Raw genomic sequence first — 25,455 nt, 5'->3', positions numbered from 1 at the left:
TACTTTTCCTTCATCTGCAATGTGATATTCTTCCATTGCCTGCGGTGGAATCCGCAATGTTCCATCCGTCCGAATGAATGATTTCCCGAAAATAAATTTTCCTCCCTTATTCATTTGTGGCATAAAAACACCTCCTGAAATTCCGATTTCTCACTTTCAAAAACTGGAATTTATCGTTCCTGTATTTCCTTGCCGCTGAGGTTCTCCACTTCTATTTCAAAAATTTGCACAGCCTTTCCTGCGTGGGCAATTTCCTCATCAACTAACTGTTCGCTGGGATAGTATTTCATTGCAAATCGTTTTAACAGAGTTGTTGCTCTTGCACCAGATTCTACGAGGTGACATCTGCCGAATACCACAACGCTCTGCACAAACGGTGCCCAATCTTCTTCTTTGATGGTTTCATTTCCATATACCGTGAAACATACTTTGTCACAGGCATGCAGTGCATCTACTTTATGGCCTGCACGTGCTCCATGAAAATAAATTTTCTGTGCATCGTCATCGTAGACATAGTTGATAGGAATTGCATAGGGATATCCGTCATCTCCATTTACGGCAAGAACGCCACGTCGGCTGGACTGCAAAAGAGTCTTTACCGCGTCGGTGCTGATTTCATTTTTCTTTTTACGAATTGTTCTGAACATGATATTATTCTCCTTCTTATGCTGATACAACTTCCGATTTCTCAGTTTCAAAAACTGGAAGTTGTAAGTTTCTTTACTATCATATCTTTAAAACTTGTTTTGCTTTCGCATTAACAAATTGGATAATTGGGCCTGAAATGATAACTGTAATAAGCGTGCATACACCAAACTTTCCGCCAAACAAAACACCTGTAACAACAACCAAAATATCCAATGCCATTCGGACAAATTTAATCTGCCAGTGATTTTTTTCTGCTAAAGCAAAAGTGACTGCCTCATAGGAGCCTCTACCAAGGGATGCCGACGCATATAGTCCTGTTCCGACAGCAAACAAAACCACTCCTAACAACATAATTAAAAAATTGATCCACTTATAGGTACTGTAAATATGGCAGTTAGCAAACAAATCTACACAGGTACTGTATACAATCTGGTACAACACAGTTCCTATATGAATCTGACTTTTATCGTATATGAGCGCAAACAAAATCATTCCCAATGCTACAACAAAAGATGCTGTGCCAATGCTTATGTGAAATGTTCTTGCAATCCCCTGCCACAGCACCGCAAGCGTAGCTCCGCCAAATCCAGCATACAGTGCAAGTGTAATTCCATAAGCCGCAATTATAGAACCTATTACAAGGATTGCCAATTTCTTTAGTGTTTTTTTATTGTCATTTTTCATTGACTTTTAATAATTCACTCCTCGTATAATTTTCTTTGGGTTTAAAGCATACCGTTAGCAACCGCTCTAATTTATTTAATACCAGCAAATTACTCTCCTCCACAAATTCCGATTTTGTTTATTGCCCTTTTATAACGGTTGCATCATTTCAAGGATGATGCCATCCGGGTCTCTGAAATAAAACGCTCTGCTTTCCCCGAATCCATCAGCCCTGAAATCGAAATACTGTGGTTCAGACAAGCACTCCACATGATTTTCAATCAGGATTTTGTAGGCAGAATCTATGTCATCCGTGCAGAAACATACTTCTGAGATAGATGTCGTAAACAAATCTGATTGAATTTGATTTACTTTATTGTCTACAAACTGAATCAGTTCAACTGGCGGTGCCTCAATAGCCTTGGAGCCATTCAAATAAGCAACTCTTGCTTTGCAATTTGCTCTACGAAACATTCTATCTGTTTCTTCGCCTTCCATAAAAATTTCTCCTTGAAATTCAAGTCCAAGGATGTCTCTGTAGAAAGCAATCGAGCGATCCAAATCAGAAACTGTTAATCCAACGTGATAAATTCTTCCAACCATATATATTCCTCCCAAGAAATTCCGATTTTCCTGCAACAACTATAAAACAAAAATAAGTGGATGTATATTCTCATTTCCGTACATCCACTTATATCATTGAGATCATTTAAATGTGATAGCCTCTTATATCCAGCTACTTTCCGCTTCATCCAGCTTCTTCACTAACGTATCTTTAAGAGCGGTAAAAGCAGGAATAAAACTATCGCGTATCAACAGAATCATTTCGTCCACTTCATCTTCATTGTATATATGGACAGAAGTATTTCTCTTTTTTAGCATAAGCAACCATACTTCCGAATCACTGATAAATCCTATTTTATAAGCAAGTTGTAGAATTTCACGCGGCGATCCGGTCGAAGTTTCTTCTATACCATGCATTCTCATGATTTCCTGTAAGGCTTTCCATGCAAGTTCGAAAGTAAGATTAAATTGTCCAATAATTCCTGTTCGATATATATCATTTGTTTCCGCTATCTTAAAATCAGCATTTGCTAGCACCGCCAGACAGTTTATGAAGTTATCAAGCTTTTTCATAAAGCACCACGCCATCCTTCTCTATTTCTTTTTTTAATTCATCGGAAATTGATGCATCCGCCTGTACCACATCGAACATCAGGAGCGAATGTATATTTTCCTTTACATCCCAATAAAAGCTATCAAAATCTCCACCGTATATTGCGATATCGACATCGCTTCTTTCTGTGTTCGTACCCCGTGCGCGGGAGCCAAACAGTACGATTTTCGTGACAGCATACTTTTGTGCAAAAGAACACAGTTCCCTTACTATTCGATCCGGTAAATGATATTTCATATTCAGTATTGACCCCTTTATATAAAATAAGTTCCAATATTTATTTTAGCTTAGCATAATTTTGCCTGATTAACAAGACAACCACATCGGTATCTACTCATTCTGGGGAAATGCAGTTTTCATTAAACGGCAGACATCTTTGTATTCATGCAATTTTCTGGAAAGAGTTTTATCAAAAAGCATCTCTGCCTTACAAATCTTCATTTCAACTATTCCACTCCATTACATATTCTTTTTCTCCAGTAAATTCATCCAGCCCTTCAGACTGAATCGTGAACCCTTCTCTTTGGTAAAAAGACATTGCCCTGACATTTTTCTGATACACGTTTAGCTGTAATCTGGCTTTTTTATCCTTGATATAATCCAGCAAAGCTTTGCCTATACCATGAGACTTCATTTTATCTGAAACAAAAATACCTTCTATATATTCATCTCGTACGCCTACAAAGCCTTGAATTATTTTATTATCTTCATACACATAAACTTCTGCCTGTGGCAGCATTTTCTTCACGGCTTCATAATTACTGGTCCAGTATTGTCCAGGAATAAAATCATGTGCTTCCAGATTCGTCTTTAACCATATGTCCACAACCTTATTTATATCTACATTCTGCAGCTTTCTAATCAAAACGATTATTCTCCATTTCTTTATTACCTAATCTGTTAGTAATCTATCCAACAGCATCTGCCTGTTGTTTATAAACATTTCTGTTATCTGGTAACTCTCTGTATCCTCGTATTCGCACAGATGTATGCGTCCATTATCAAAACAATAGATATCTGCATCAGGTATTCCCAGCAAAATCGGCGAATGCGTAACTATAATAAACTGTGCTCCCTCTTTTGCACACTTATATATTTGTATCAATAATGTAAGCTGTCTCTGCGGTGACAACGCAGCTTCCGGCTCGTCAAAAAGATACAAACCATTTGGATACAGATAATTCTGTGCCAATGCGAGAAAACTCTCTCCATGTGATTTTTCATGATATTTAGCGGAAGGATGTGTAATATCTGCATATTCTTCTTCCTGGGTTGCAACATTATAAAAACTTTCGGCCCTGAGAAAATATCCATACTTTTCCCTCCGATAGCCTTTAGAAATTCTTATCGCATCACACAACTCTGAATGGGTATCATGCGTAGAAAAAGCATAATTCTTTGTTCCTCCCTCAGGATTAAAACCATGTGCTACGGCAAGTGCCTCCAATAAAGTTGATTTACCACTGCCATTTTCTCCGACAAAAAAGGTGATTGATTTATTGAAATCAAGTTTTTCAATCCCCTTAAAAGCCTCAATTCTCTTTATATAACTATCGTTATCAATTCTATTCCAATCGAATATGACTCCTTGTATGAATTGATCATTCACCTAATCACCTTCCTCAAAAAAACACTTTGTTTCTTTTTCAACTCGAATATTTACGGGATACAGGGTGAGATTGCCCCTACCCTCCACTTTATACCATACTTGTTAATTCCTAATTGCTTTCCAAATTCTCTAAGACGAACTTCAACGCTACCGATTTTCAACCTTTCGTGTGGTGATTTCAACGACACAAACAACGCCGGATTGTCATCCGTCCTGCTCTCCAAATAGTTCTGCAAATGTATCTTTGTGCGAGCGTCAAAATAGACTACTCGTTCCTTACTGCCTTTACCGAACACGATACATTCTCTCTCATTGAAATCAATATCGCTTCGGTTAAGCAGTACCATTTCGCCAACACGCATACCTGTTGAAGCCAGCATATCAATAATCGCTAAGTCTCGAAGCTCTGAGCAGTTATCCCTCATAAGCTCTAAAGCTTCATCGGACGATGTATGCTAATAGCGAGGACTTTCAAGTCCTCGCTATTACAACGATGGTCAGCTCATTTGTGGCAGAATGGAATGACCAAACTATGAAAATACAATCAGGTGTGAAAGGGGGGCATCCATTTACCTAACAAATCCAATATAACAGAAGCGGGCGGCAATCGTCAATAGCAAAAGCTACCGACGATTGCCGCTGTGTTTATGACATTCCCTTATTTCAGACTTCCTAATTTTTCACTGACAACAGCTTTTTGTGCTGCGGTAGGTTCCCAGTCAAAATCAATTTCGACAAGCAGATTATCGTAGCAAAGCAAGTATTTGTTTTCCACACCATATTCAAGGTCGTAGAGTCGATAGGCTTCATTCGCACCCCATGCCTTTCCGTCCTCCGCTTTATACTCATGCTTATCAAGTGGGTAGAGTTCTTCCTGCTCGTAAATCAATCGGTTTTTGCATAGATTGTAAAGTGCCGGGATACGAACTTCGGTAAGCGTGTATTCCAGTTGTGGAATGTCGGCATAGTTTTCTTCATCAAAACGAGGATATTGAGACATAGTGAATTGTCCCAGCATAAATGACATACTGCCTGTTCGCTCTTTGATGTACTCATAGTTGTCCGCGCCGAGCAAGTCCTCCACAGTCAATGGGATATTATCATGATGGATTACCCATGTAATTCCACCGTGCTTATACGTTTCCTCATTCTTTTCCCTGAAAACTCCGTGACTGGACGCATAGAGAGTGCCAAACGTTATGAGAGCCATCATTGCAAACGCAAGGACAAAACTACTCAGCATTGTGACAGTCCGATTTACACCTCTTGCAGCTTTTTTCTGCTTCAAGAATTGCTTTACCGCATTGACGATGGCAAACAAGGCTGGCATATAAATACACATCAGAACCGCAACCCAGCGTTCAAAAGGGCTACCGAGTATAATGTAGCTGATGATCCAGTACAATGCCCCAAGCAGGATAACTGCCATGATAATTTTTTGAAATGTTGCAGTATGAGGTGTTTTCAAAAACTCGCCATATTCCGCAGCAGCTTTTGCTTTGTGAAACCAGCCGAAATAGCAGATCAATTCCACAAGGCAGATTATCGCAAGTACGAGAAACGCGAAGCCGGAAAACAGACGGGATGGACTGGACAATGCTTTGATTGGGTCACCCATGATACCAGATACGAACAGTCCACCATTCAATAGTGCAATCACGAGCAAGGCAAGATATGCCGGTATGAAACTTTTCTTTGCGGAAGCATGGATAGCCTGTACCTCCAACTTAGCATCCGTCTCGATAGGCGTGGGATTCTCCCGCTCATTATAAAAAATCTGCAACTGAGCTGAGGAGCAAGCAAGCTGCCAGCCCGTATGAGCGCAGAAATCATAAAATGTTTTCTGATCCTCCGTTGGCTCAGGGTCAAATTCAGATGCTTTGGAATAGTAGGAAACTGTGAAGTGAAGTTGCTTCGGCTCAATCCGGCGATAAACCCAGCCCAAGTTTGTAATCTTTTCAAGCATCCAACCTTTCGCAGCCATTTTTTCAAGGTGACGGCTAATGCCAACGTGGTCATAAAAAGACAACAGTTCTACTCGACGCTTTCTATTTTTCATCTTCTTCCCTCCCAAAGATCAAATGGTAATCGGCTAATTGTGCAGTCAGGCGAGCGCACTCTTTATCCAACATATCTTTTCCTTTGTCTGTAAGGATATAACTGCGTCTGCGACCTTCCACTTTGGTTTCCCGAATCATCTTGGCATCCAAAAACTGCTCTAACAGAGTATAGAGTGTGCCAGAGCCAACGCTGACACGCTGATTGGTCATGGCTGGAACTTTGTCGAGAATATCCATGCCATAACATTCGTCTTTCAGACAAAGCAGAGTGTAAAACATTTGCTCCGTCAATGTTTGAAATTTTGCTCTTGCCACGATCTCACCTCCCTGTATTCTCGATAATCGAGTTTCATGCTCATAGTATATACTCGAATATCGAGAATGTCAATATGGCATCCGAAGTCGTTACATCAAATTTACAAATGTAAAAGTTGGACAAGTCGAAAGTCTTGTCCAATTTTTTGTATCCAGCTTGCGAAGAGCGACCACCTTGGTGGTGTCCTTGGGTGCATATTCGTTTGCGAGTTATTCTGCATAGATTTTATCTGTATTCATGGCTTGTTGCCTCCTTCATTTGATGGTCCTATGATACCAGCAAAGAACGAGCAACGGAACAACACTGATGGCAGTTTGTGTTGAATTCAAGAATTGTGCAAATTCCGAGTGGTTCCTCTCAGTATACCACACTGAATCGTATTGCTAAAGAGCGCACCTACGTCGCTCTTTCTGCCCTCATTTGATCTGTGTAAACTGATACGCCTGACTGACCCACTCAAACAGCTCCTCGTCCAACTCTGCGGTACAGTGGAGAACAAAATGGGTTGTCCTCCTTCCTGTGATGTATAAAGGCAAGGGCCATGCTCTGCCCATCAAGTTTTCCGTCCTATCAAAGCGGCATCATCTGTTCAATGATGGAGATAGGATCTCTCGACGCGCTCGTCATGCACAGCTCGAAAACAAGGCACATCTTTTAACTGCAATACTTTATTCGTGAATTTCCAAGGGTAGATTGTCAGGGTCATAAAAGAATGTCATTCTTTTGCCTGTGTAAATATCAAGTCTAATCGGCTCAGTTATGATGCCCCTTTTATTCAATTCTCTTACGGTATTATCGACCGAGTCTACAGCAAAAGCAAGATGCCGGAGACCATAAGCCTCTGGATAACTGGGGCGCTTCGGACAATTTTTGATGATAAAAAGTTCTAATTCCATATCATCGAGTTGAAGATCAATTTTGTAATCATCACGTTCCGGTCTGTAATTTTCTCGAATAATAGAAAAACCTAACAGATCCACATAAAAGTGCTTTGATTGCTCATAGTTGCTCCCAATAATGGCAATATGATGAACTTTTTTCAAATTCATGGTGTATTTACCTCTCTCCTACTTTGTTTTCTTTTCCATGTACTACCTCCTCATCAACCTGGAAATTGATTAATAACCCCAATTGATTATTTTCCAACTCTTTTTATCTGCCGTTTTCACTAAATGCCATTGCCAGTTGGTGTATGTATCATTAGGATTGAACCCACCATCTCCACCTTTTTTGTCCGTATCAAAGGTTGATAATACCACAATAAGTTCTTGATTATTTTCTTTTCGATACTTCTCAATTTCTTCTGCAAATCTGTTTTCAACATCCTTGTCATAGCGAAGTTCAGTAAGTGTACAACCTTCAAAGTCTTTTGCAAATTTTTTCTCTATGACATCAAATGCTTCATTGATTGAATTTTCACCATAGAGGGCGGAGTAACCAACAACACGATTGACATTTGATACATTTCCTCTATTTTCAGTCAATACAAGGACTATTGCCATGCCTAAAATAACTAATACAGCACATATCGCAATTATGTTTTTCTTCTTCATACAATCATACTCCTTTGTCAAATCTGTGTCCCTCCAAATCTCTATTGTTTATAAAGATTTTACCCACTCACTGATTTTCTGTTTTGTTCCACGGTTTAACAATCATTCCCACACAGGATACTTTTTCTTATCTTCTTCTGTTATTTTACGAATCACTTTACAGGGATTGCCTGCCGCAATTACACCTTCCGGAATGTTCTTATTGACGACACTTCCGGCACCAATAATTGTATTATTTCCTATTGTCACGCCGGGCAATACGGATACATTAGTTCCAATCCATACATTATCCCCCACAGTAATCGGCAATGCAATTTCCAGCCCCCGGCTTCTTTGCTCACTGTCTATTGCATGCCCGGCTGTAGAAAATACACAGTTAGGAGCAATGAATACATTATCTCCAAACGTAACCTTCGCTCCATCCAGTATCGTTACATTATGGTTGGTATAAAAATTTTTCCCAATCGAAATATTGAACCCATAATCACAATAAAACGGTGCGGTAATAACCGGATTTTCCTTCATACTTCCGAGAATTTTCGTCAACAATTCTTTCTGTTTTTTTGTATCGGATGGTCTACACTGATTGAATTCATAACACAGATCAGCGCATCGCGTTTCTTCTTCTATAATTTCCGGATCATAATTTGCATCATACAAATACCCTTTTTGAGCCTTTTCTCTTTCTGTCATAATTCGGTTTACCTCCTGTTTTTATACTGCCATCAGCAATGTTCCTGCTCCAATCAGGATGCATCCTATGACCGATCTTACTGTAAATTGCTCATGCAGGCAGACAAATGCGAGCAGCAGTGTAATGATGACACTAAGTTTATCAATCGGTACAACTTTCGATACGTCTCCAATCTGCAGCGCGTAATAATAGCATAACCATGATGCACCCGTTGCCAGACCCGAAAGGATCAGGAATAGCCAGCTTTTGATACTGATTTCTGTTATTGTATTTTGAGCTTTCGTAAGAAAAACCATTCCCCACGCCATAACAAGAACTACAATGGTCCGAATTGCGGTTGCAAGGTTTGAATTCACACCATCAATACCAATCTTTGCCAGGATTGATGTAAGTGCCGCAAACACAGCAGACAGCAAAGCAAAAATAAACCACATAATGACTCACCTCCCGTATTTCCTTCAGCCTATTGGCATCGGTGTCTGTGCCAGAATAGAAATAACAGCAATTGCCAATAAGACAATCAAAATTGCAGCTGCTATCAGAATCAATTTTCGTTTCATAGTATCACCCCATAAGAAGACAGAAAAGGGAGCCATAATGGCTCCCCTTCTTAGTTAAAAAATATTTTTTAGAATTTACCAGCCTGTGCTGCTTCCTCAACAGAAACTGCAACTGCAACAGTCATACCAACCATCGGGTTGTTACCTGCGCCGATCAGACCCATCATCTCTACGTGAGCCGGAACGGAAGAAGAACCTGCAAACTGTGCATCAGAGTGCATACGGCCAAGAGTATCGGTCATTCCGTAGGAAGCCGGTCCTGCTGCCATATTGTCCGGATGCAGAGTACGTCCGGTACCACCGCCGGATGCAACGGAGAAGTATTTCTTTCCTGCTTCCAGTCTTTCTTTCTTATATGTACCTGCTACCGGATGCTGGAAACGGGTCGGGTTGGTAGAGTTACCGGTAATGGAAACGTCTACGTTCTCTTTCCACATGATTGCAACACCTTCCGGAACGCTGTTAGCGCCGTAGCAGTTAACTTTTGCACGAAGTCCCTCGGAGTAAGATTTACGGGAAACCTCTTTTACCTCGTTGGTGTACGGATCATACTCAGTCTCAACGAAAGTAAATCCGTTGATACGGGAAATGATCTGTGCTGCGTCTTTTCCAAGACCGTTCAGGATAACACGAAGCGGTTTCTGACGAACTTTGTTTGCTTTCTCAGCGATACCGATTGCACCCTCAGCTGCTGCGAAGGACTCGTGTCCAGCCAGGAATGCGAAGCACTCGGTCTCCTCCTCAAGGAGCATCTTTCCAAGATTACCATGTCCCAGACCTACCTTACGGGTGTCTGCAACGGATCCCGGAATACAGAAAGCCTGAAGTCCCTCACCGATTGCTGCTGCTGCATCTGCTGCTTTGCGGCATCCTTTTTTGATTGCAATAGCTGCACCTACAGTGTAAGCCCAGCAAGCATTCTCGAAACAGATCGGCTGAATGCCTTTGATCTGATCGTATACATTAAGACCAGCGTCTTTGGTGATCTTCTCAGCTTCTTCGATAGAAGCAATGCCGTAGCTGTTCAGAACAGCGTTGATTTTATCAATACGTCTCTCATATGATTCAAATAATGCCATTTTCGTTTACCTCCCAGAATTACTCTTTACGCGGGTCAATGATCTTGACTGCATCTGCAACACGGCCATACTGACCTTTTGCTTTCTCCCATGCAGTGTTCGGATCGTCGCCTTTTTTGATAAAGTCAGTCATTTTTCCAAGAGATACGAACTGGTATCCAATGATCTGATCGTCTGCATCCAGTGCAATACCGGTTACATAGCCCTCTGCCATCTCCAGATAACGAGGTCCTTTTTTCAGAGTACCGTACATAGTACCAACCTGGGAACGAAGGCCTTTTCCAAGGTCCTCAAGGCCAGCACCAACCGGAAGTCCATCCTCAGAGAATGCGGACTGGGAACGTCCGTAAACGATCTGAAGGAACAGCTCTCTCATAGCGGTGTTAATAGCATCGCATACAAGGTCAGTGTTAAGTGCTTCCATAACGGTCAGACCCGGAAGAATCTCTGCTGCCATAGCTGCAGAATGGGTCATACCGGAACATCCGATCGTCTCAACAAGAGCCTCCTGGATGATACCTTCTTTTACGTTCAGGGAAAGTTTACAAGCACCCTGCTGCGGAGCACACCAGCCCACACCATGGGTAAAACCGGAAATATCTTTTACTTCCTTAGCCTGTACCCATTTTGCTTCCTCCGGAATCGGAGCAGCACCATGATGTACACCCTGAGCTACCGGACACATTTCTTCTACTTCACGTGAATAAATCATTTGTTTGAAACTCCTTTCAAATAATCATATCAGGTCTTTGGACAGGAGACCTCATATAGATTTATTTTCTCACAAATTTTTCATTTCGTCCAGATCATTTTGTAAGATTTTGTGAAATTTTAATCGAAATTGACGATTTCAACCTGCTCATTCCTTTCAGCAAAAAAGAACCAGTCATCGACCGGTTCCATTCATATTTAAAATCACGCACCCAATCATAATGCATACAATTCCAAAAATCCCTAAAGTGCTGACTTTTTCTCTGAAAACAACTGCTGAAATCAGTGTGGTTACTACAATACCCACACCGCACCAGATTGCATATGCCATTCCAAGATTCAGTTTCATAACCGTTTTTCCAAATGTCACATGACAAATCAGATAGAATACAGCACAAATCAATGTTGGTATGAGACGGCTGAATCCTTCTGAATATTTCAGAAATGTTGTGGCTACAATCTCTGACCCGATGGCAATTGCGAGCAATAAATAAGGCATTAAGCTCCTCCTCATGATAACTAGTTTGTAATCGTCTGCCCGGTCAGTTTGTCAAACACATGAACTTTTTCAAGGTCAAATGCCAGACGAATACGATCACCCGGCTTCAGATGTGTATCCGCATCCACTTTTGCAATAATCCGGTTTTCATTTCCCGGCTGTTTGACATAGACAATTGCCTCGGAACCAAGCATTTCGTAGACATCCACCTCACCTGAAATAAAAGCCGTCTCTTCCTCTCCGTCTTTCAGAAGACGCAGATGCTCCGGACGGATTCCCGCTACCACTGCTTTTCCGGCCACGTCCGCCCGCTCCAGCGCATGTTTTACTTTCTCTTCTGTCAGGGGAATCGCAATTCCGTCATTAGTCCGGACAGCAAGCTGCTGGTTCTTATAATCAAATACACCCTCCATAAAATTCATGGGCGGTGTTCCGATAAATCCGGCCACAAACTGGTTTGCCGGATAACGAAAGAGATTTTGCGGCGTATCTACCTGTTGTACAACACCGTCTTTCATAACCACAATCCTGGTTCCAAGTGTCATGGCTTCTGTCTGATCATGAGTCACATAAATAAAAGTACTCTCCAGACGATGATGGAGACTTGCAATTTCCACACGCATCTGTCCTCTTAATTTAGCATCCAGGTTGGACAGCGGCTCATCCATCAGAAAGACTTTCGGATTTCGGACAATGGCTCTTCCCATGGCCACACGCTGTTTCTGTCCTCCTGATAACTGTCCTGGCTTCCGGTCCAGCACTTCTTTCAGCCCCAGAATTTCTGCAGCCTCCTGCACCTTCTGCTCGATGACATCTTTTTTCTCACCCCGGATTTTTAAGCTGTAGGCAATATTTTTCCGCACCGACATATGGGGATAAAGTGCATAATTCTGAAATACCATGGCAATATCCCTGTCACTGGCACTGACATCATTCATTTTCACCCCATCGATATAGAGTTCTCCTCCGGAAATATCCTCAAGACCTGCAATCATACGAAGCGTCGTAGATTTTCCGCACCCTGATGGTCCTACGAAAATGATAAATTCTTTATCTGCAATCTTCAGATTAAAATCCTTCACGGCCTCAAATCCGTTTTCATAGGTTTTACATACATGTTTTAATTCAATTTCTGCCATTTTTTTCTCCTCTTTTTTCTTCCAGCCATGCAGGAAGTTCTGCAACAGACTCTATCAGATCATCAGCCACGCATTCCATATGATGTATCTTTCCGGTACCGCTTAAAACGCCAATTGCAAATGCATGTCCGTTATGTGCAAATCTCATATCATTGGGGGTGTCCCCCACCATCAGGAGTTCTTCCGGTTTTATATTCCAGCTTTCTGCAGCCAGTTCCACCAGTTTTCCATCCGGCTTTACCGGAAGGGTCCCATCATCCGTTCCCCAGAAAGTCACATATCCGGACGCATCCAGGCAGTCCATACATGCTCTGGCAGAGGCATAGGTATCTGTTGTCGCCAGCCCTACCTTCACACCATATTCTTCTGTCAGCTTCCGGAATAGTTCCTTCACTTCTGTAAACACCGGATAATCCCTTCTTTTTTCCACTACTTCTGTGTAAAATTCATTCTGTACTTTTCCCAGTAACTCCTGCTTTTTCGGCAGCAGTTCCGGATGTTCCTCTTTCAGAAAATTCCAGATCACGTCCGTAATCTCCCGATATGTCATCCACGCGAATGCTCCTTCCGGGTCGATCTCCGAATCATGAATACCCAGTCTTTCTAACAGTTCTTTTTTTAGGAATTCACGTTCTCCCATATGGCAGCCTGCCAAAAGCCGGTCCATGACCGGTCCGGCGGCAGTTCCCCATACTTTATAAAAATCAATCAGTGTTCCATCCTTATCAAAAAGAATTCCTTTGATCATCTTTCCAGCATCCTTCCAGACAGGTTTTCACCTCTTCAAATGTTATGAACTTATGTTCTGTTTTGCATCCGGTCGTTACCGGATTTGCATAAAATAAAAACTGACCGTCTTTTGTCTCTGCACCAAACCGTATCCAGGTATAATCGCAGCGGCTCAGTTTGATCGTTCCTTTCACCCTGTAAATGCCGTCCTTTTTCATGACAGAGCTGCATGAATGCCGTTCTCCATTCTCTATAAAAAATACATCCGGTTCTTCAGAAAGTCCCAGGAACCGGAACTCATACCGAATCTCTCCTGTACGGTAGGGCAGTTGATCTCCAAACAGGACAGGCCGTCCATCTGCTTCCAGAACATTTTCTACAGAACAGTGCCTCGTCACATAGACATGGCATGCTTTCAATGCATTCAGCAGATGTTCCGGTGACATCCCATCCATGTAAACATAGGTTGCAGGATCTCCCGGTACCGATGGTTCCATGGCATCTCCATATCGCTCTTCCAGAAGATTATGGGAATCACTTCCACCTACTGCACAGATCCGGTATCCATCTGCCCACAAAAGATCAGACAAATATACCGCTTTCTGATTGGCTTCCTCCGCATGGGCTTTTTCGTCTGCCGCATAAGTCGGATCATTTATAATCTCAAGGCAGTTCATATCTGCCAGTTTCAGGTCACCATAAAGCCACTTCCAGATATAGAGGAACGGATGGTTCACACTGAAAAGCCAGCCCTTTTCCCTGCACTCCTGGATCATAGCTTCGATATCCATCTCCAGCTTTTCCGACTCTTTATCACTAAGAATACCGCTTAATCCTTCCGGCCGGCCAGTCAGTCCAAAGAGGTTGGCATGACCGAGTATTGTGGTCATCTCTACCCCAGGCAAAATCATCACATCTGTGTCCTGCCAGCCCGTATGCACTACGTTATGCTCCGTTGGTACATAATAATCCAGTTCATCCTTTTCTGCTTTTCGGGTAGCATTCCATGTAGTTTCTTTGCCATCGGAAAGACGGGTATGGGTATGAAAATCTCCTTTATACCAGCGGCATGCTTTCTTATATAATCGGTCATATTCATATTTTTCATAAGCAAAAGAACCCCTGGTCCAGACATGCGGACCGATCTGTTCCGTAATCTTTGCTTTTTCATCTGAGACAGTGACCGAAAAGCATACTTTTTTTCCATTCATAATCCGATCCAGATGTTCCGCAAAAAGACAGACCTGTACCGTCCATTCTCCTCCAGGAATAGGACCCGGAACACCGCCAATCGTCGTATCCATGCCATTCTGACCCAGGGAAATCACAGGTTCCCCATGGGCCAGCTGCTTCTGCAGCCGGAGATTTCCCTGCGGATCACGGATCAGCAAAAATACGAGAAATGCGAATGCTTCATCCAGATCATGAACAAAAGTGAGAGTCAGACAGCCGGAAGGGACCTTGAAGGTCCCCTCCTGTAACGTCTCTGCCTTTTCCTCTATATGAAAGGTAAGTGTTTTCTTCATCACTATTTACCAAGTGCCTCATCAAGGGCTGCCTGAGCGGTTGCCTGGGCCTCATCAAGTGCAGTCTTGGCATCAATTCCATCAATCTCCACTTTATCAGCTGCTACTTTCAGGGCATCCTTGATAGCTCCGTTCGTCGGATCGTAGGGATATACTGTTCCATGAGCAGCCTGTGCAAAAGGTACTGCTGCCTGCGGATTCTCTTCTACATAAGCCTGATAATCTGCATTGTCATTGATCTGCTGGTTAACTGCTACATAACCGGTAGACATGGTCCATTTTGCCTGATTATCAGCGTTTGTGAAGTATTTGATAAATTCAAAGGCACCCTGTTTTTCTTCATCGGAAGAACCTTCCAGAACACTTAAAGTCTTGGTCTCAGCCATCGGTGCGGAGGAAGTTTCACTGCTCCATGCCGGCTGTTCTATTGCTGCCACAATACTGAAATCAAGGTCTGCCTGATCTCCTGAAGAACCGGTGTATCCGCCTGCTTTTCCTGCAATGACATCATCGATGGTTGCATACCAGTACTCCCAGCCCTGTCCGCCGGAATGAATAGCCATAGTTTTATCATCATGGATCCAGGTACGGAAAGACTCCCATACATCTACCCACTCCGGAGTATTAATGGTTACCTGCGTACCGTCATCACTGAAAATCTTTGCACCATTGCTGAATGCAGCATCGATCATGTTATCTGCACCCCACATTGGCTCCCAGCCATACTCGTAATTGCCGGTTGCTTTGATCTTCTGTGCGGCATCTGCCAGATCTGCCCAGGTCTTGATATCATCTGCATGGATGCCTGCCTCTTCAAAAGCGGCTTTGTTATAGTACATCACCTGTGTAGTTCCATAGGCCGGAAGACCGAATACTACATTTGCATCATCTACACCCTGATCATAAAACACAGATAAATAGTTATCTTTCTGGAACTCACTGTCTGCATCGATCATGGACTGAAGATTTGCCAGCAGACTCTTGCTGTCCAGATTTCTTGCCGCCTCCACATTCAGAAGCACCAGATCCGGAGCTGCATTTCCGGCAATACCTGCCTGCAGCTTCTGATAGGTCTCATCATAATCTGCCTGGGTTACAGTAGATACATGATACTGGCTCTGGGACTCATTGAAGCTGTCTACAATCTCCTGAATCACACCAACTGCTGTCTTTCCGCCGGAATACCAGAATTCTACCTCTACCGGTGTGCCAGATGCCGTATCCTGGCTGTTGTCTGCCACTGCGGTGTCGCCTGTTGTATTCGCAGTCTCTGCTTCTCCAGTAGCTTCGGATGCATTTCCGCATCCTGTCATTGCTGCTGCCAACATTGCAGATACCAGCATCATACATACCATTTTTTTCTTCATTTTTTCATTTCCTCCTCAGGATAGTCTGCTGTGCGTTTCGCATCAGCCTTTCATTCCGGTGTCTCCACCGATACCGTTGATGAACCATTTCTGTGTAAATGCAAACAAAATCAGAAGCGGCACCACAATCAGTGCACTTCCCGCCATTACCAGTGCCCACTCCGTTCCGTAGGCACCTCCTTCGATAAAGAAACTTCGAAGTCCCTGGGATACCAGATATTTGGTATTGTCATTAGTAATCAGGGATGGCCACATGTAGTTGTTATATGTTGAAATAAAGCTCATCAAACCAAATGTAATAAAAGATGATTTTGTCATGGGACATACAATTTCCCAGAGAATCCGGAAATGACTGGCCCGGTCAATTCTGGCCGCCTCAATCAGTCCCTTTGGCACCTGCATAAATGCCTGACGCAGCAGGAAAATTCCAAAGATACTGACTGTACTGGAGATCACCAGGCCGGTCAATGTATTCAGAAGATTCCATTTTGACAAAATAATGTAACTAGGAATATAGGTTGCTGCTACCGGCAGCATATAAGTTCCCATTACAATCAGAAATAAAAGGTTTCGTCCCTTAAACTCCAGAAATACCATGGCATAAGCCAGAAGGGCTCCGGTGAAGATCTGAAGTGCCACCACAATCACGGAAACCAGCAAGCTGTTCCAGATGTAGGAGGACAGCGGGGACTGAAAGACAACGGAAATAAAATTGCTCCATTGAGGAGTGGATGGAAAAAAGGCCGATACATCCATAATCTCCGTTTTTGTTTTCAGTGCACTTAAAATCATCCATAAAAACGGGAATGCCGTAAAAAGGCTGACCAGTATGAGCACTGTAAATTTGGCTGTCCTCCCTGCTAAATCTACGGGAGAGATTGTTTTCTTTTTCATATGCTCCTCCTAGTAATGTACCCATCGTTTGGATGCCACAAACTGTATCAGGGAAAGAAGAACGGTAATCACTATCATGATGACTGCAACAGAGGTTGCCTGTCCCATCTTGAATTCTTCAAATCCCAGCTGATAATACATATACAGCAGTGTCCGGGTACTTCCGCTTGGTCCGCCCTGGGTCAGAATCTGAATCTGATCATAAGCCTGCAGGGAATTGACCATGGTAATAATCATCAGGAAAAAAGTCGTCGGTGAAATGCTTGGGAGTGTCATATCCAAAAACTGCCGCAATGGCTTTGCTCCGTCCAGGCTGCTTGCTTCATAATATTCTACTGGTACTTTTTCCAGCGCGGACAGATAAAAAATCATAGCATATCCAAGACTCTTCCAGACTGTTACGATGATGACCGACAGCATAGCTGTCTGGGAACTGCTGATCCATTTCAGTGCAGGAAGTCCAAAGATACCAAGAACTGCATTGGCAAGACCTCCATCCTCCCTGAAAATCCAGGTCCATACAATGGAAATGGCAACGGTCGGTGTGATCCATGGGGAAAACAGGACAAATTTGAAAAATCCGCTTCCTTTAAAATTTTTCCGAAGCAGAAGTGCCAGTCCCAGTCCACCTGCAATGGTCGGAATCAATGTACCTGCCGTGAAAATGATGGTGTTCCAGAGAGCCGCATAAAAACGACTGTCTTTGAGCAGGGCCTGATAGTTCTTAAACCACACAAAATGATATTCTGGTGTCATAAAATCCCAGTCTGTAAAACTAAGCCAGATAGAACGGCCGATCGGATAAAGCCAGAAAATAAATAATGGGATGAATGCGGGAAGTACGAACAGCAGAACGACTGCCGCATGTTTCAGGTTTTTTCGATTTACTAATGTCTGCATATCTCTCTCCTTCCTTGGACAATTCTAGTCTGTGGATGTAAAATATACTATCTGCTTCACGTAAAAAAGGTCGCAAAACTATGTAAAGTAAATCTGTAAAATGTAAAGAAATGTAAAAAGAGAAAGGACGGAAAGAAAAAAAGAAGACTGCCATGTTACCAGCAGTCTTCCAGTTCTTCATATTCGCTCCGGTAGAGAACAATCTCTCCGGCTTCTTTTGTTTTTTTCAGGTCAATGACCCTTTGATTTTCACTTCCACGGTACTGTAAGGTCAGATTCCGCTCCGCAAGAATGAAAGGACCATCCACCAGCACGTCGGCCAGTTTCAAAAGCCGCTGTACAAATGGATCTTTCATAGCGAGCAGCTGCTCATATAAGTATCCGGTATAAACCATCAGATGTTTTCCGGCGGCTTTCACTGCCTCTGCAATGGGAACCAGCGCCTCTGCCTGGCAGAAGGGTTCCCCTCCGGAAAAGGTTACTCCCGACAAAAGGGGATTTTCCTCCATCTTCTGAATCAGCTCTTCTGAGTTCACCTCATATCCCCCTGCAAAGTCGTGTGTCTGGGGATTATGACATCCGGGGCAGTGATGGGGACATCCCTGGGTGAAGATGACAAATCGGATGCCGGGGCCATCCACGATAGAATCCTGAACAGTCCCGGCAATACGTAACTTAGGACAGGCTGTGTTTAACACGATCCCTTTCCTCCGCTCTCTTCGCATTGTTGAAACGATCGGTCGTGCCTACCAGATATCCGGTAATCCGACGGATTCTGTCAAACTTTACGTCTCCCCCAACCATTCCGTTTTCAGGTAATACTCTTCCTGCCATAACAAACATCTCCTTTTTATTAGTGATTCGGATCAAAATATACCGGGATATCCGGATATTTTTTCCGAAGTTCATTCAATCGTTCAATAGATACTGCCTCGCCTTCATGACGTCCGCATCTCGGGCACACATCGTCAATCACTCCTGTAAATCCGCAGACCGGATCACGGTCAACCGGATGGTTGACAGAACCGTAACCGATGCCGCTTTCTTTCATGCAGCGGATAATAGCTTCAAATGCCTCCGGATTCTTGGCGGTATCACCATCCAGCTCCACATAGCTGATATGACCAGCATTGGTCAGTGCATGATACGGAGCTTCAATCTTAATCTTCTGGAATGCGCCTATCGGATAGTAAACCGGTACATGGAAAGAGTTAGTATAATACTCTCTGTCCGTCACCCCCGGAATCTTGCCGAAACGCTTCTGGTCAATGCGTACGAACCGTCCGGAAAGTCCTTCTGCCGGAGTAGCCAGCAATGTAAAGTTCAGTCCGGTCTTCTCGGATTCATCATCCATGTATTTTCTCATGTGGCCGATGATCTCAAGACCCAGCTTTCTACTCTCCTCACTCTCACCATGATGTTTTCCGGTAAGAGCTACCAGTGTCTCTGCCAGTCCGATAAATCCGACACTCAAAGTACCATGTTTTAATACTTCTCCAACTTCATCATTGATATTCAGCTTATCGGAATCGATCCAGATGCCCTGTCCCATAAGGAACGGATAATTCTTTACGGTCTTCTTACTCTGGATACCGAAGCGGTGCAGCAGCTGCCTGCAACAGAGGGCCAGACGCTTATCCAGCAGCTTGTAGAACTTGTCCATATTGCCTTTCGCGAGGATTCCCAGCCGCGGCAGATTAATGGATGTAAAACTTAAGTTTCCTCTTCCGCAGGTCACTTCCTTAGTGGGATCATAATGATTTCCCATAACTCTGGTACGGCATCCCATGTAGGCAATCTCTGTATTGTAATCGCCCTCTTTGTAGTAAGGCAGATTAAACGGTGCATCGATAAAGCTGAAGTTCGGGAACAGTCGCTTTGCGGATACTTTAATTGCCAGACGGAACAGATCATAATTCGGATCACCCGGATTATAGTTGATTCCTTCTTTTACTTTGAAAATCTGTACCGGGAAAATGGCGGTCTCACCATTTCCAAGTCCGATATCGGTCACCTTCAAAAGATTCTTCATGGCCATTCTTGCTTCCGGAGAAGTACAGGTTCCGTAGTTAATGGAACTGAACGGCACCTGGGCGCCTGCTCTGGAATTCATGGTATTTAAGTTGTGGATCAGAGATTCCATTGCCTGATAAGTTGCCTGATCCGTCTCTTTCATGGCAATACGGATGGATGTCTTATGACATCTGCGGATTTCTTCTTCTGCCGGCGTTTTTCCAAGCCACTGCTCTCCGGTCTCCAGAAGCCACTGTACCAGTAATTCTTCATGATCATCAATATTGCTCATGTTAATGCGGTCCGGCATCGCATCTTTCAGTGCAGACCGGAATGCCTCGCCCAGCACATTCTCGCAGTCATATTCCAGCCAGAAGTAACGCTGTACTGCATCATAATATTCTTTCCGGAAAGTGCAGGCCACACCTTCTGCCATGGCATAGTCGAAGTTCGGTACGGACTGTCCGCCATGCATCTCATTCTGGTTTGCCTGAATAGCAATGCAGGCCAGAGCAGCGTAGCTGGCAATGGACTTCGGTTGACGGATAAATCCGTGTCCAGTGGAGAATCCATCATGAAACAGCTTCACCAGGTCAATCTGGCAGCAGGTTTCCGTCAACATGTAGAAATCTTTGTCATGAATATGAATGTCACCATTGATATGTGCTGCTGCAATGTCTTTTGGCAGAATATAGTTATCCACAAAATAATTGGCTCCCTCAGAGCCATATTTCAGCATGGTACCCATGGAGGTATCTGCATCAATATTCGCATTCTCACGCTTGATATCCGCATCTGCGGCACTGGTGAATGTAAGCTCCCTGTATATATTCACCAGATCCACCTCTGTCTTGCGAACTTTGGTGTGCTCTGCCCGATAAAGGATATATGCCTTCGCAGTCTTGGCAAATCCATTGGCAATCAGTTTCTCTTCCACAAGATCCTGCACCTGTTCTACGTCCGGTACTTGTCCTGCCGGAATGGATTCCACCACTTCATCTACCAGTTTTTCAAACTGGACCGGCGCGATTGCCTCAATCTGGGCAGCTTCGTTTGCCTTATGAATCGCGCTGCGGATTTTGTTCACATCGAAAGGTACCGGAGTTCCGTTTCTCTTTTTTATGGTCTCCGGACATGCGATGGCATTTTCCTTCATGTTACTCCCTCCAAAACTATATCTGGTATTTTATTTTTAATCCCTGTACAAAATACAGTATCACCAAACTGCGTTATGTGCAAGGACATTTTGTATGAACTATCCGTTGTCTCACAAAAATTGCCCGGAAATCCGGGCAATCTGGCTATAATTTTTCTGCAAAAAAATCTTTATATCCCTCGCCGTAAATCTCACTGGCACTGGTAACAATCATAAATGCCGCTGGATCTTCCGTTTTCACCAGTTCTTCTACCTGTGGTCCCTGCACTCTTCGTACCACGCAGAGAATCACCTGCTTTTCGTTTCCTGTCCAGCCACCGGATCCTCTCAAATACGTAATCCCCACGTCCAGTTCTTTCATGATCCGCCGGCCAATCTCTTCTGGCTTTTCTGTAATGATATAAATCATCTTGGCTTCATCACCGCCATACAACACATAATCCAGTGCCGCACCGCTCACCAGAACAGCAATCAGCGCATAGAGAATGGTATTAATATTCCGGAAAACCAGACCTGAACAGGCAACAATCAAAAGATCCGTACACTCAAACAAAAATCCTGTCTTCAGATGACGATATCTTTTTCTGAGCAGCTTGACAATAATATCCACACCTCCTGTGGTGGCACCCGCTTTAAAAACCATCCCTATGCCAAGTGCCAGAAGTACGCTTCCTGTCAATGCTGCCAGAAGAGGATCTGTCGTCATTGGTCCATAGGGTGTCAGTATATTTGTCGCCCACGAGGTCAGTATAACTGCGTACATGGTTTTTCCCATAAATCTAAGGCCAAATTTCCAGATTCCGACAAGAATAATTGGAATATTAACCAGCAGATACAGGGTACCGGTATCAATTCCGCTCAGTCGGTTCAGAATAACTGCGACTCCACTGACTCCTCCCGGTGCTAAATTGTTCGGATCCAGGAACAGACTGATTCCTGCTCCATATATCAGCGATGCCACAAAGATCATCACCAGATCTTTCAGTATTCGCCAGCTTTTCCCCTTCATTTCATACCCCCGTAGTTATTATTTTTTCATTCGATGCGGCTTCCCATGTAGTAAAATCCGCGGCACTCATCCAGACGGACTTTCACTATCTGTCCAACCAGACTGGCATCCCCTTGAAAATGAACGACGTGATTATTACTTAAACGTCCGGTCACATAACCTTCCATCTGTCCGTTCACTTCTTCTACCAGCACCAGTTCCTCACGACCGGTAAAGCGCTCTGCCATCTCTTTGGAGATTTCCTGTACTTCTTTCAGCAGACGGTCAAATCGGTCTTTTACTACCTCTTCTGGCACCTGATCTTCCATGACAGCCGCCGGTGTACCGGTTCTCTTACTGTAAATAAACGTGAATGCGCTGTCGTAGCGTACTTTGCGTACCACATCCAGCGTCTCCTGAAAATCCTCTTCCGTCTCACCCGGGAATCCTACAATAATATCCGTGGTCAGTGCAATATCCGGCACCTGTTCCCGCAGTTTTCGTGCCAGCTCCAGGTACTGTTCCTTGGTATACCGGCGGTTCATGATCTTTAAGATCCGGGAACTTCCGGACTGCAGCGGCAAATGAAAATGTTTACAGATCTTTTTAGACTTTGCCATCACGCGGATCAGATCATCAGAAAGATCCTTCGGATGAGAGGTCATGAAGCGGATACGCTCCAGTCCTTCGATCTTCTCAATCTCCTCCAGCAGTTCTGCAAAGGTCACCGGCTGCTCCAGATTCTTTCCATAAGAATTGACATTCTGCCCCAACAGCATGACTTCCACCACGCCGTCTTTTACAAGGCCCTCGATCTCACGGATAATATCCTGCGGTTCCCGGCTTCGCTCCCGGCCGCGCACATAGGGTACAATACAGTAGCTGCAGAAATTATTGCAGCCAAACATAATATTAACGCCGGACTTGAACGCATATTTACGCTCAATAGGAAGATCTTCCACGATCTGGTTCGTGTCCTTCCAGATGTCAATGATCATTCTGTCGGACTCCAGTGTGGACACTAAAAGTTCTGCAAATTTGAAGATATTATGGGTTCCAAAGATCAGATCCACGAACCGGTAACTCTTCTGGAGCTTGTCCACTACCGTTGCTTCCTGCATCATACAGCCACAGAGGGCAATCTTCATGTGGGGATTCTTTTTCTTGTAGCCATGCAGTACCCCCAGACGTCCATACACACGCAGGTTGGCATTTTCACGAACTGTACAGGTATTGTAGATGACAAAATCTGCTTCTTCATTCTCTGTCTCCACATAACCAACTTCCCGTAAAATACCTGCCAGTTTTTCAGAATCTCTGGCATTCATCTGACACCCGAAGGTCGTAGTGCAGGCAGTCAGAGGCCGTCCAAGCTCCTCAGACTTTGCCTGTACCAGTTCTTTTGCTTTTTTTAAAAAATAATATTGCCGCTCCGGCTCCTGCACCGGCGGCAGCGAGGATGTGTCCATCGCATCAATTTTCGCTTTGATTTCTGCATCTATAGTAGTATTCACGTTTTCGTTCCTTTCATTCCTCTTTCTAGTCTTCGTATATTGTACACGAACCCACCCGTGAAGTCCACACCTAAAGTCCGAGCTTTTGCATCTGGGCATGCAGTTCCTCTGAAAATTGATCCTCTGTCACCAGTTCCAGGATATCCTCTGCCGATATCTGGCCGACGCTTTGCCCGGTTGTCCAGAGATAGGAAAACACCCCGAACAAAATAAGACAGATGAAAAAACGAATTTTAAAGATAGACAAAAACCTGGAGGGTTCCTCTGCTTTCCTGATTTCACCGCGCTCTTTTAACAGCTGCTCTCTGTATGTTTCCATCGATCATCACCCCGGACTATCTTATGAGACAATTTTCAGAAACATGCAAAAAGAACCGCCCTTTGCAATAAAAGGCGGTTCCGTTGGCGTTCTGTTTATTCTCTGTTGGCCAACTCTCTGGTAATATCTTCCCAGGTCACTCCTTTTTCCACCATCAGCACCATGGCATGATAAAGGAAATCCGACAGTTCGTATTTAATCTCTTCCGGATCCGGATTCTTGGCCGCGATGACAACCTCCGTTGCCTCCTCGCCGACCTTCTTTAAGATCTTGTCAATACCCTTGTCAAAGAGATAGTTGGTATAGGAACCTTCTTTCGGATGCTCTTTCCGGTCCTGAATCACACCATACACATGTTCAAATACTTTCAGCGGATTGGCATCATGATATTCTTTTTTCACCATTTCCCGGTAGAAGCAAGTATGATTACCGGTATGGCAGGCAGCGCCAATCTGGCTGACTTTTGCCAGGATCGTATCATTGTCACAGTCAATGGACAAGGATTTCACATACTGCAGATGACCGCTTGTCATTCCTTTGGTCCACAGTTCCTGACGGCTGCGGCTCCAGTAAGTCATCTTACCGGTCTTCAGAGTTGTCTCAAATGCTTCCTCATTCATATAGGCAACCATCAGCACTTCAGAAGTCTTATAATCCTGTACCACCACCGGTACCAGTCCGTCAGAATTCGGACGCATATCGTCCCATGTATAGCTGCTGGTCAATGTGTTCATCTGCAGGCCGCGGTCTGCCGCTTTTGCTTTCAGTGCCATGAAATCAGCCGCACCGGATGAAAAATAAGCACTGGCAATTCCATCCGCCCATTTATTGGACAGTACATTGATTACAGCATTATCCGTAGATGCAGAACTGATACTGATCACCGGAAGTTTTCCTGCCACCGGGCAGATTTCATCTGATCCGGACCAGAAAATCAGACTGCCCAGTTCTTCCAGACTGTCACTGTACTGAGACTCATCTGAAATACTGAATGCAATCTTCTCTTTTCCGAAACGTTTGGACACTTCCTCTGCCACCTCCACATTGCTGGAACGTCCGAAATTCAGGACTGCCATCTGACAGCCTGCATACAGAATCTTTTTTACGTCCTCCACTCTGCGAATATGACCTCCGGCATAAACCGGAATCTCTGTACAGCGGACAATTTCTTTCAGAAGACCAATATTCTGATCATGTTCTTCATCAGAGTCTGAGAGATCAAATACCAGAATGGCATCTGCTCCGTTATCACTGTAAAATTCTGCCAGTGCTGCTCCGTCCTGGCCATTTACTTTTCCGTTTTTTACCGGCATTACCGGTATCAGACTTTTTTTTCTCATA

At 43.8% G+C, this 25,455-nt stretch carries 29 protein-coding genes and 1 pseudogene; all 30 read right to left on the bottom strand.

Features of this window, described 5'->3' with window-relative positions; translation table 11 throughout:
• Nucleotides 1-170: 170 nt before the first annotated feature.
• Nucleotides 171-647: a pyridoxamine 5'-phosphate oxidase family protein gene (locus LKD36_RS15915; RefSeq protein ID WP_308460219.1), complete on the bottom strand. Its 477-nt coding sequence runs from the start codon at nt 645-647 to the stop codon at nt 171-173.
• Nucleotides 648-726: 79 nt separating this feature from the next.
• Complete coding sequence (locus tag LKD36_RS15910) at nt 727-1,332, bottom strand: YczE/YyaS/YitT family protein (protein ID WP_308460218.1); 606 nt, start codon at nt 1,330-1,332, stop codon at nt 727-729.
• A 129-nt stretch (nt 1,333-1,461) separates the two neighbouring features.
• Nucleotides 1,462-1,914, bottom strand: a complete 453-nt coding sequence (locus tag LKD36_RS15905; protein ID WP_308460217.1) for a VOC family protein — start codon at nt 1,912-1,914, stop codon at nt 1,462-1,464.
• Between the two features lie 123 nt (nt 1,915-2,037).
• A complete protein-coding gene (locus LKD36_RS15900; protein ID WP_308460216.1) occupies nt 2,038-2,448 on the bottom strand; it encodes an HI0074 family nucleotidyltransferase substrate-binding subunit in 411 nt (136 codons plus the stop codon).
• Nucleotides 2,435-2,725: a nucleotidyltransferase family protein gene (locus LKD36_RS15895; RefSeq protein WP_308460215.1), complete on the bottom strand. Its 291-nt coding sequence runs from the start codon at nt 2,723-2,725 to the stop codon at nt 2,435-2,437. The genes LKD36_RS15900 and LKD36_RS15895 overlap by 14 nt, the downstream gene beginning before the upstream one ends.
• Before the next feature lie 205 nt (nt 2,726-2,930).
• Nucleotides 2,931-3,353 carry an N-acetyltransferase gene (locus tag LKD36_RS15890; protein WP_308460214.1) on the bottom strand — a complete coding sequence of 141 codons (423 nt, stop codon included), beginning with the start codon at nt 3,351-3,353 and terminating at the stop codon, nt 2,931-2,933.
• A gap of 27 nt (nt 3,354-3,380) precedes the next feature.
• A complete protein-coding gene (locus LKD36_RS15885; RefSeq protein WP_308460213.1) occupies nt 3,381-4,097 on the bottom strand; it encodes an AAA family ATPase in 717 nt (238 codons plus the stop codon).
• A gap of 98 nt (nt 4,098-4,195) precedes the next feature.
• Nucleotides 4,196-4,549: pseudogene (locus tag LKD36_RS15880) on the bottom strand (tyrosine-type recombinase/integrase); the annotation flags it as partial.
• A gap of 206 nt (nt 4,550-4,755) precedes the next feature.
• Nucleotides 4,756-6,156: a DUF2812 domain-containing protein gene (locus tag LKD36_RS15875; RefSeq protein WP_308460212.1), complete on the bottom strand. Its 1,401-nt coding sequence runs from the start codon at nt 6,154-6,156 to the stop codon at nt 4,756-4,758.
• Nucleotides 6,146-6,472, bottom strand: a complete 327-nt coding sequence (locus LKD36_RS15870) for a PadR family transcriptional regulator (RefSeq protein ID WP_308460211.1) — start codon at nt 6,470-6,472, stop codon at nt 6,146-6,148. The genes LKD36_RS15875 and LKD36_RS15870 overlap by 11 nt, the downstream gene beginning before the upstream one ends.
• Nucleotides 6,473-7,141: 669 nt before the next feature.
• Complete coding sequence (gene gloA2, locus LKD36_RS15865; RefSeq protein WP_308460210.1) at nt 7,142-7,522, bottom strand: SMU1112c/YaeR family gloxylase I-like metalloprotein; 381 nt, start codon at nt 7,520-7,522, stop codon at nt 7,142-7,144.
• Between the two features lie 69 nt (nt 7,523-7,591).
• Nucleotides 7,592-8,026: an MBL fold metallo-hydrolase gene (locus LKD36_RS15860; RefSeq protein ID WP_308460209.1), complete on the bottom strand. Its 435-nt coding sequence runs from the start codon at nt 8,024-8,026 to the stop codon at nt 7,592-7,594.
• A gap of 102 nt (nt 8,027-8,128) precedes the next feature.
• On the bottom strand, nt 8,129-8,719 hold the full coding sequence (locus LKD36_RS15855) for a sugar O-acetyltransferase (RefSeq protein ID WP_118769596.1): 591 nt from the start codon (nt 8,717-8,719) through the stop codon (nt 8,129-8,131).
• A gap of 21 nt (nt 8,720-8,740) precedes the next feature.
• Nucleotides 8,741-9,154: an EamA family transporter gene (locus LKD36_RS15850; protein ID WP_308460208.1), complete on the bottom strand. Its 414-nt coding sequence runs from the start codon at nt 9,152-9,154 to the stop codon at nt 8,741-8,743.
• Between the two features lie 194 nt (nt 9,155-9,348).
• Nucleotides 9,349-10,359, bottom strand: a complete 1,011-nt coding sequence (locus tag LKD36_RS15845; protein WP_308460207.1) for a GGGtGRT protein — start codon at nt 10,357-10,359, stop codon at nt 9,349-9,351.
• Between the two features lie 19 nt (nt 10,360-10,378).
• On the bottom strand, nt 10,379-11,071 hold the full coding sequence (locus tag LKD36_RS15840; protein ID WP_117495959.1) for an iron-sulfur cluster assembly scaffold protein: 693 nt from the start codon (nt 11,069-11,071) through the stop codon (nt 10,379-10,381).
• A gap of 174 nt (nt 11,072-11,245) precedes the next feature.
• A complete protein-coding gene (locus tag LKD36_RS15835; protein WP_308460206.1) occupies nt 11,246-11,569 on the bottom strand; it encodes a DMT family transporter in 324 nt (107 codons plus the stop codon).
• A 20-nt stretch (nt 11,570-11,589) separates the two neighbouring features.
• Nucleotides 11,590-12,708, bottom strand: a complete 1,119-nt coding sequence (locus LKD36_RS15830) for an ABC transporter ATP-binding protein (protein WP_308460205.1) — start codon at nt 12,706-12,708, stop codon at nt 11,590-11,592.
• Nucleotides 12,695-13,456: an HAD family hydrolase gene (locus tag LKD36_RS15825; protein WP_308460204.1), complete on the bottom strand. Its 762-nt coding sequence runs from the start codon at nt 13,454-13,456 to the stop codon at nt 12,695-12,697. Before LKD36_RS15825 ends, LKD36_RS15830 begins: the two co-directional genes overlap by 14 nt.
• Nucleotides 13,434-14,963 carry a CehA/McbA family metallohydrolase gene (locus tag LKD36_RS15820; RefSeq protein ID WP_308460221.1) on the bottom strand — a complete coding sequence of 510 codons (1,530 nt, stop codon included), beginning with the start codon at nt 14,961-14,963 and terminating at the stop codon, nt 13,434-13,436. Before LKD36_RS15820 ends, LKD36_RS15825 begins: the two co-directional genes overlap by 23 nt.
• A gap of 2 nt (nt 14,964-14,965) precedes the next feature.
• Entirely contained in the window at nt 14,966-16,330 is a 1,365-nt protein-coding gene (locus LKD36_RS15815) for an extracellular solute-binding protein (protein ID WP_308460203.1), read from the bottom strand.
• 42 nt (nt 16,331-16,372) lie between these two features.
• Nucleotides 16,373-17,224, bottom strand: a complete 852-nt coding sequence (locus LKD36_RS15810; protein ID WP_308460202.1) for a carbohydrate ABC transporter permease — start codon at nt 17,222-17,224, stop codon at nt 16,373-16,375.
• 9 nt (nt 17,225-17,233) lie between these two features.
• Entirely contained in the window at nt 17,234-18,124 is an 891-nt protein-coding gene (locus LKD36_RS15805; protein ID WP_308460201.1) for a carbohydrate ABC transporter permease, read from the bottom strand.
• 155 nt (nt 18,125-18,279) lie between these two features.
• The gene (nrdG, locus tag LKD36_RS15800) at nt 18,280-18,822 is read right to left on the bottom strand and encodes an anaerobic ribonucleoside-triphosphate reductase activating protein (RefSeq protein WP_308460200.1); all 543 of its coding nucleotides are present in this window, start codon (nt 18,820-18,822) and stop codon (nt 18,280-18,282) included.
• On the bottom strand, nt 18,800-18,958 hold the full coding sequence (gene nrdD, locus LKD36_RS15795; RefSeq protein WP_118769592.1) for an anaerobic ribonucleoside-triphosphate reductase: 159 nt from the start codon (nt 18,956-18,958) through the stop codon (nt 18,800-18,802). Before nrdD ends, nrdG begins: the two co-directional genes overlap by 23 nt.
• Nucleotides 18,959-18,977: 19 nt before the next feature.
• A complete protein-coding gene (locus LKD36_RS15790; RefSeq protein WP_308460199.1) occupies nt 18,978-21,293 on the bottom strand; it encodes an anaerobic ribonucleoside triphosphate reductase in 2,316 nt (771 codons plus the stop codon).
• 145 nt (nt 21,294-21,438) lie between these two features.
• Nucleotides 21,439-22,302, bottom strand: a complete 864-nt coding sequence (locus LKD36_RS15785; protein ID WP_118769590.1) for a YitT family protein — start codon at nt 22,300-22,302, stop codon at nt 21,439-21,441.
• Between the two features lie 26 nt (nt 22,303-22,328).
• The gene (miaB, locus tag LKD36_RS15780) at nt 22,329-23,750 is read right to left on the bottom strand and encodes a tRNA (N6-isopentenyl adenosine(37)-C2)-methylthiotransferase MiaB (protein WP_308460220.1); all 1,422 of its coding nucleotides are present in this window, start codon (nt 23,748-23,750) and stop codon (nt 22,329-22,331) included.
• Nucleotides 23,751-23,865: 115 nt separating this feature from the next.
• The gene (locus LKD36_RS15775; protein ID WP_308460198.1) at nt 23,866-24,114 is read right to left on the bottom strand and encodes a hypothetical protein; all 249 of its coding nucleotides are present in this window, start codon (nt 24,112-24,114) and stop codon (nt 23,866-23,868) included.
• A gap of 95 nt (nt 24,115-24,209) precedes the next feature.
• Complete coding sequence (gene hisIE, locus LKD36_RS15770; RefSeq protein ID WP_308460197.1) at nt 24,210-25,454, bottom strand: bifunctional phosphoribosyl-AMP cyclohydrolase/phosphoribosyl-ATP diphosphatase HisIE; 1,245 nt, start codon at nt 25,452-25,454, stop codon at nt 24,210-24,212.
• Nucleotide 25,455: the final 1 nt, after the last annotated feature.

Origin of the sequence: Hominiventricola filiformis, from assembly GCF_020686965.1 — a bacterium.
Taxonomy (GTDB): Bacteria; Bacillota; Clostridia; order Lachnospirales; family Lachnospiraceae; genus Hominiventricola; species Hominiventricola filiformis.
This window is presented reverse-complemented; position numbering and strand designations above follow the sequence as displayed.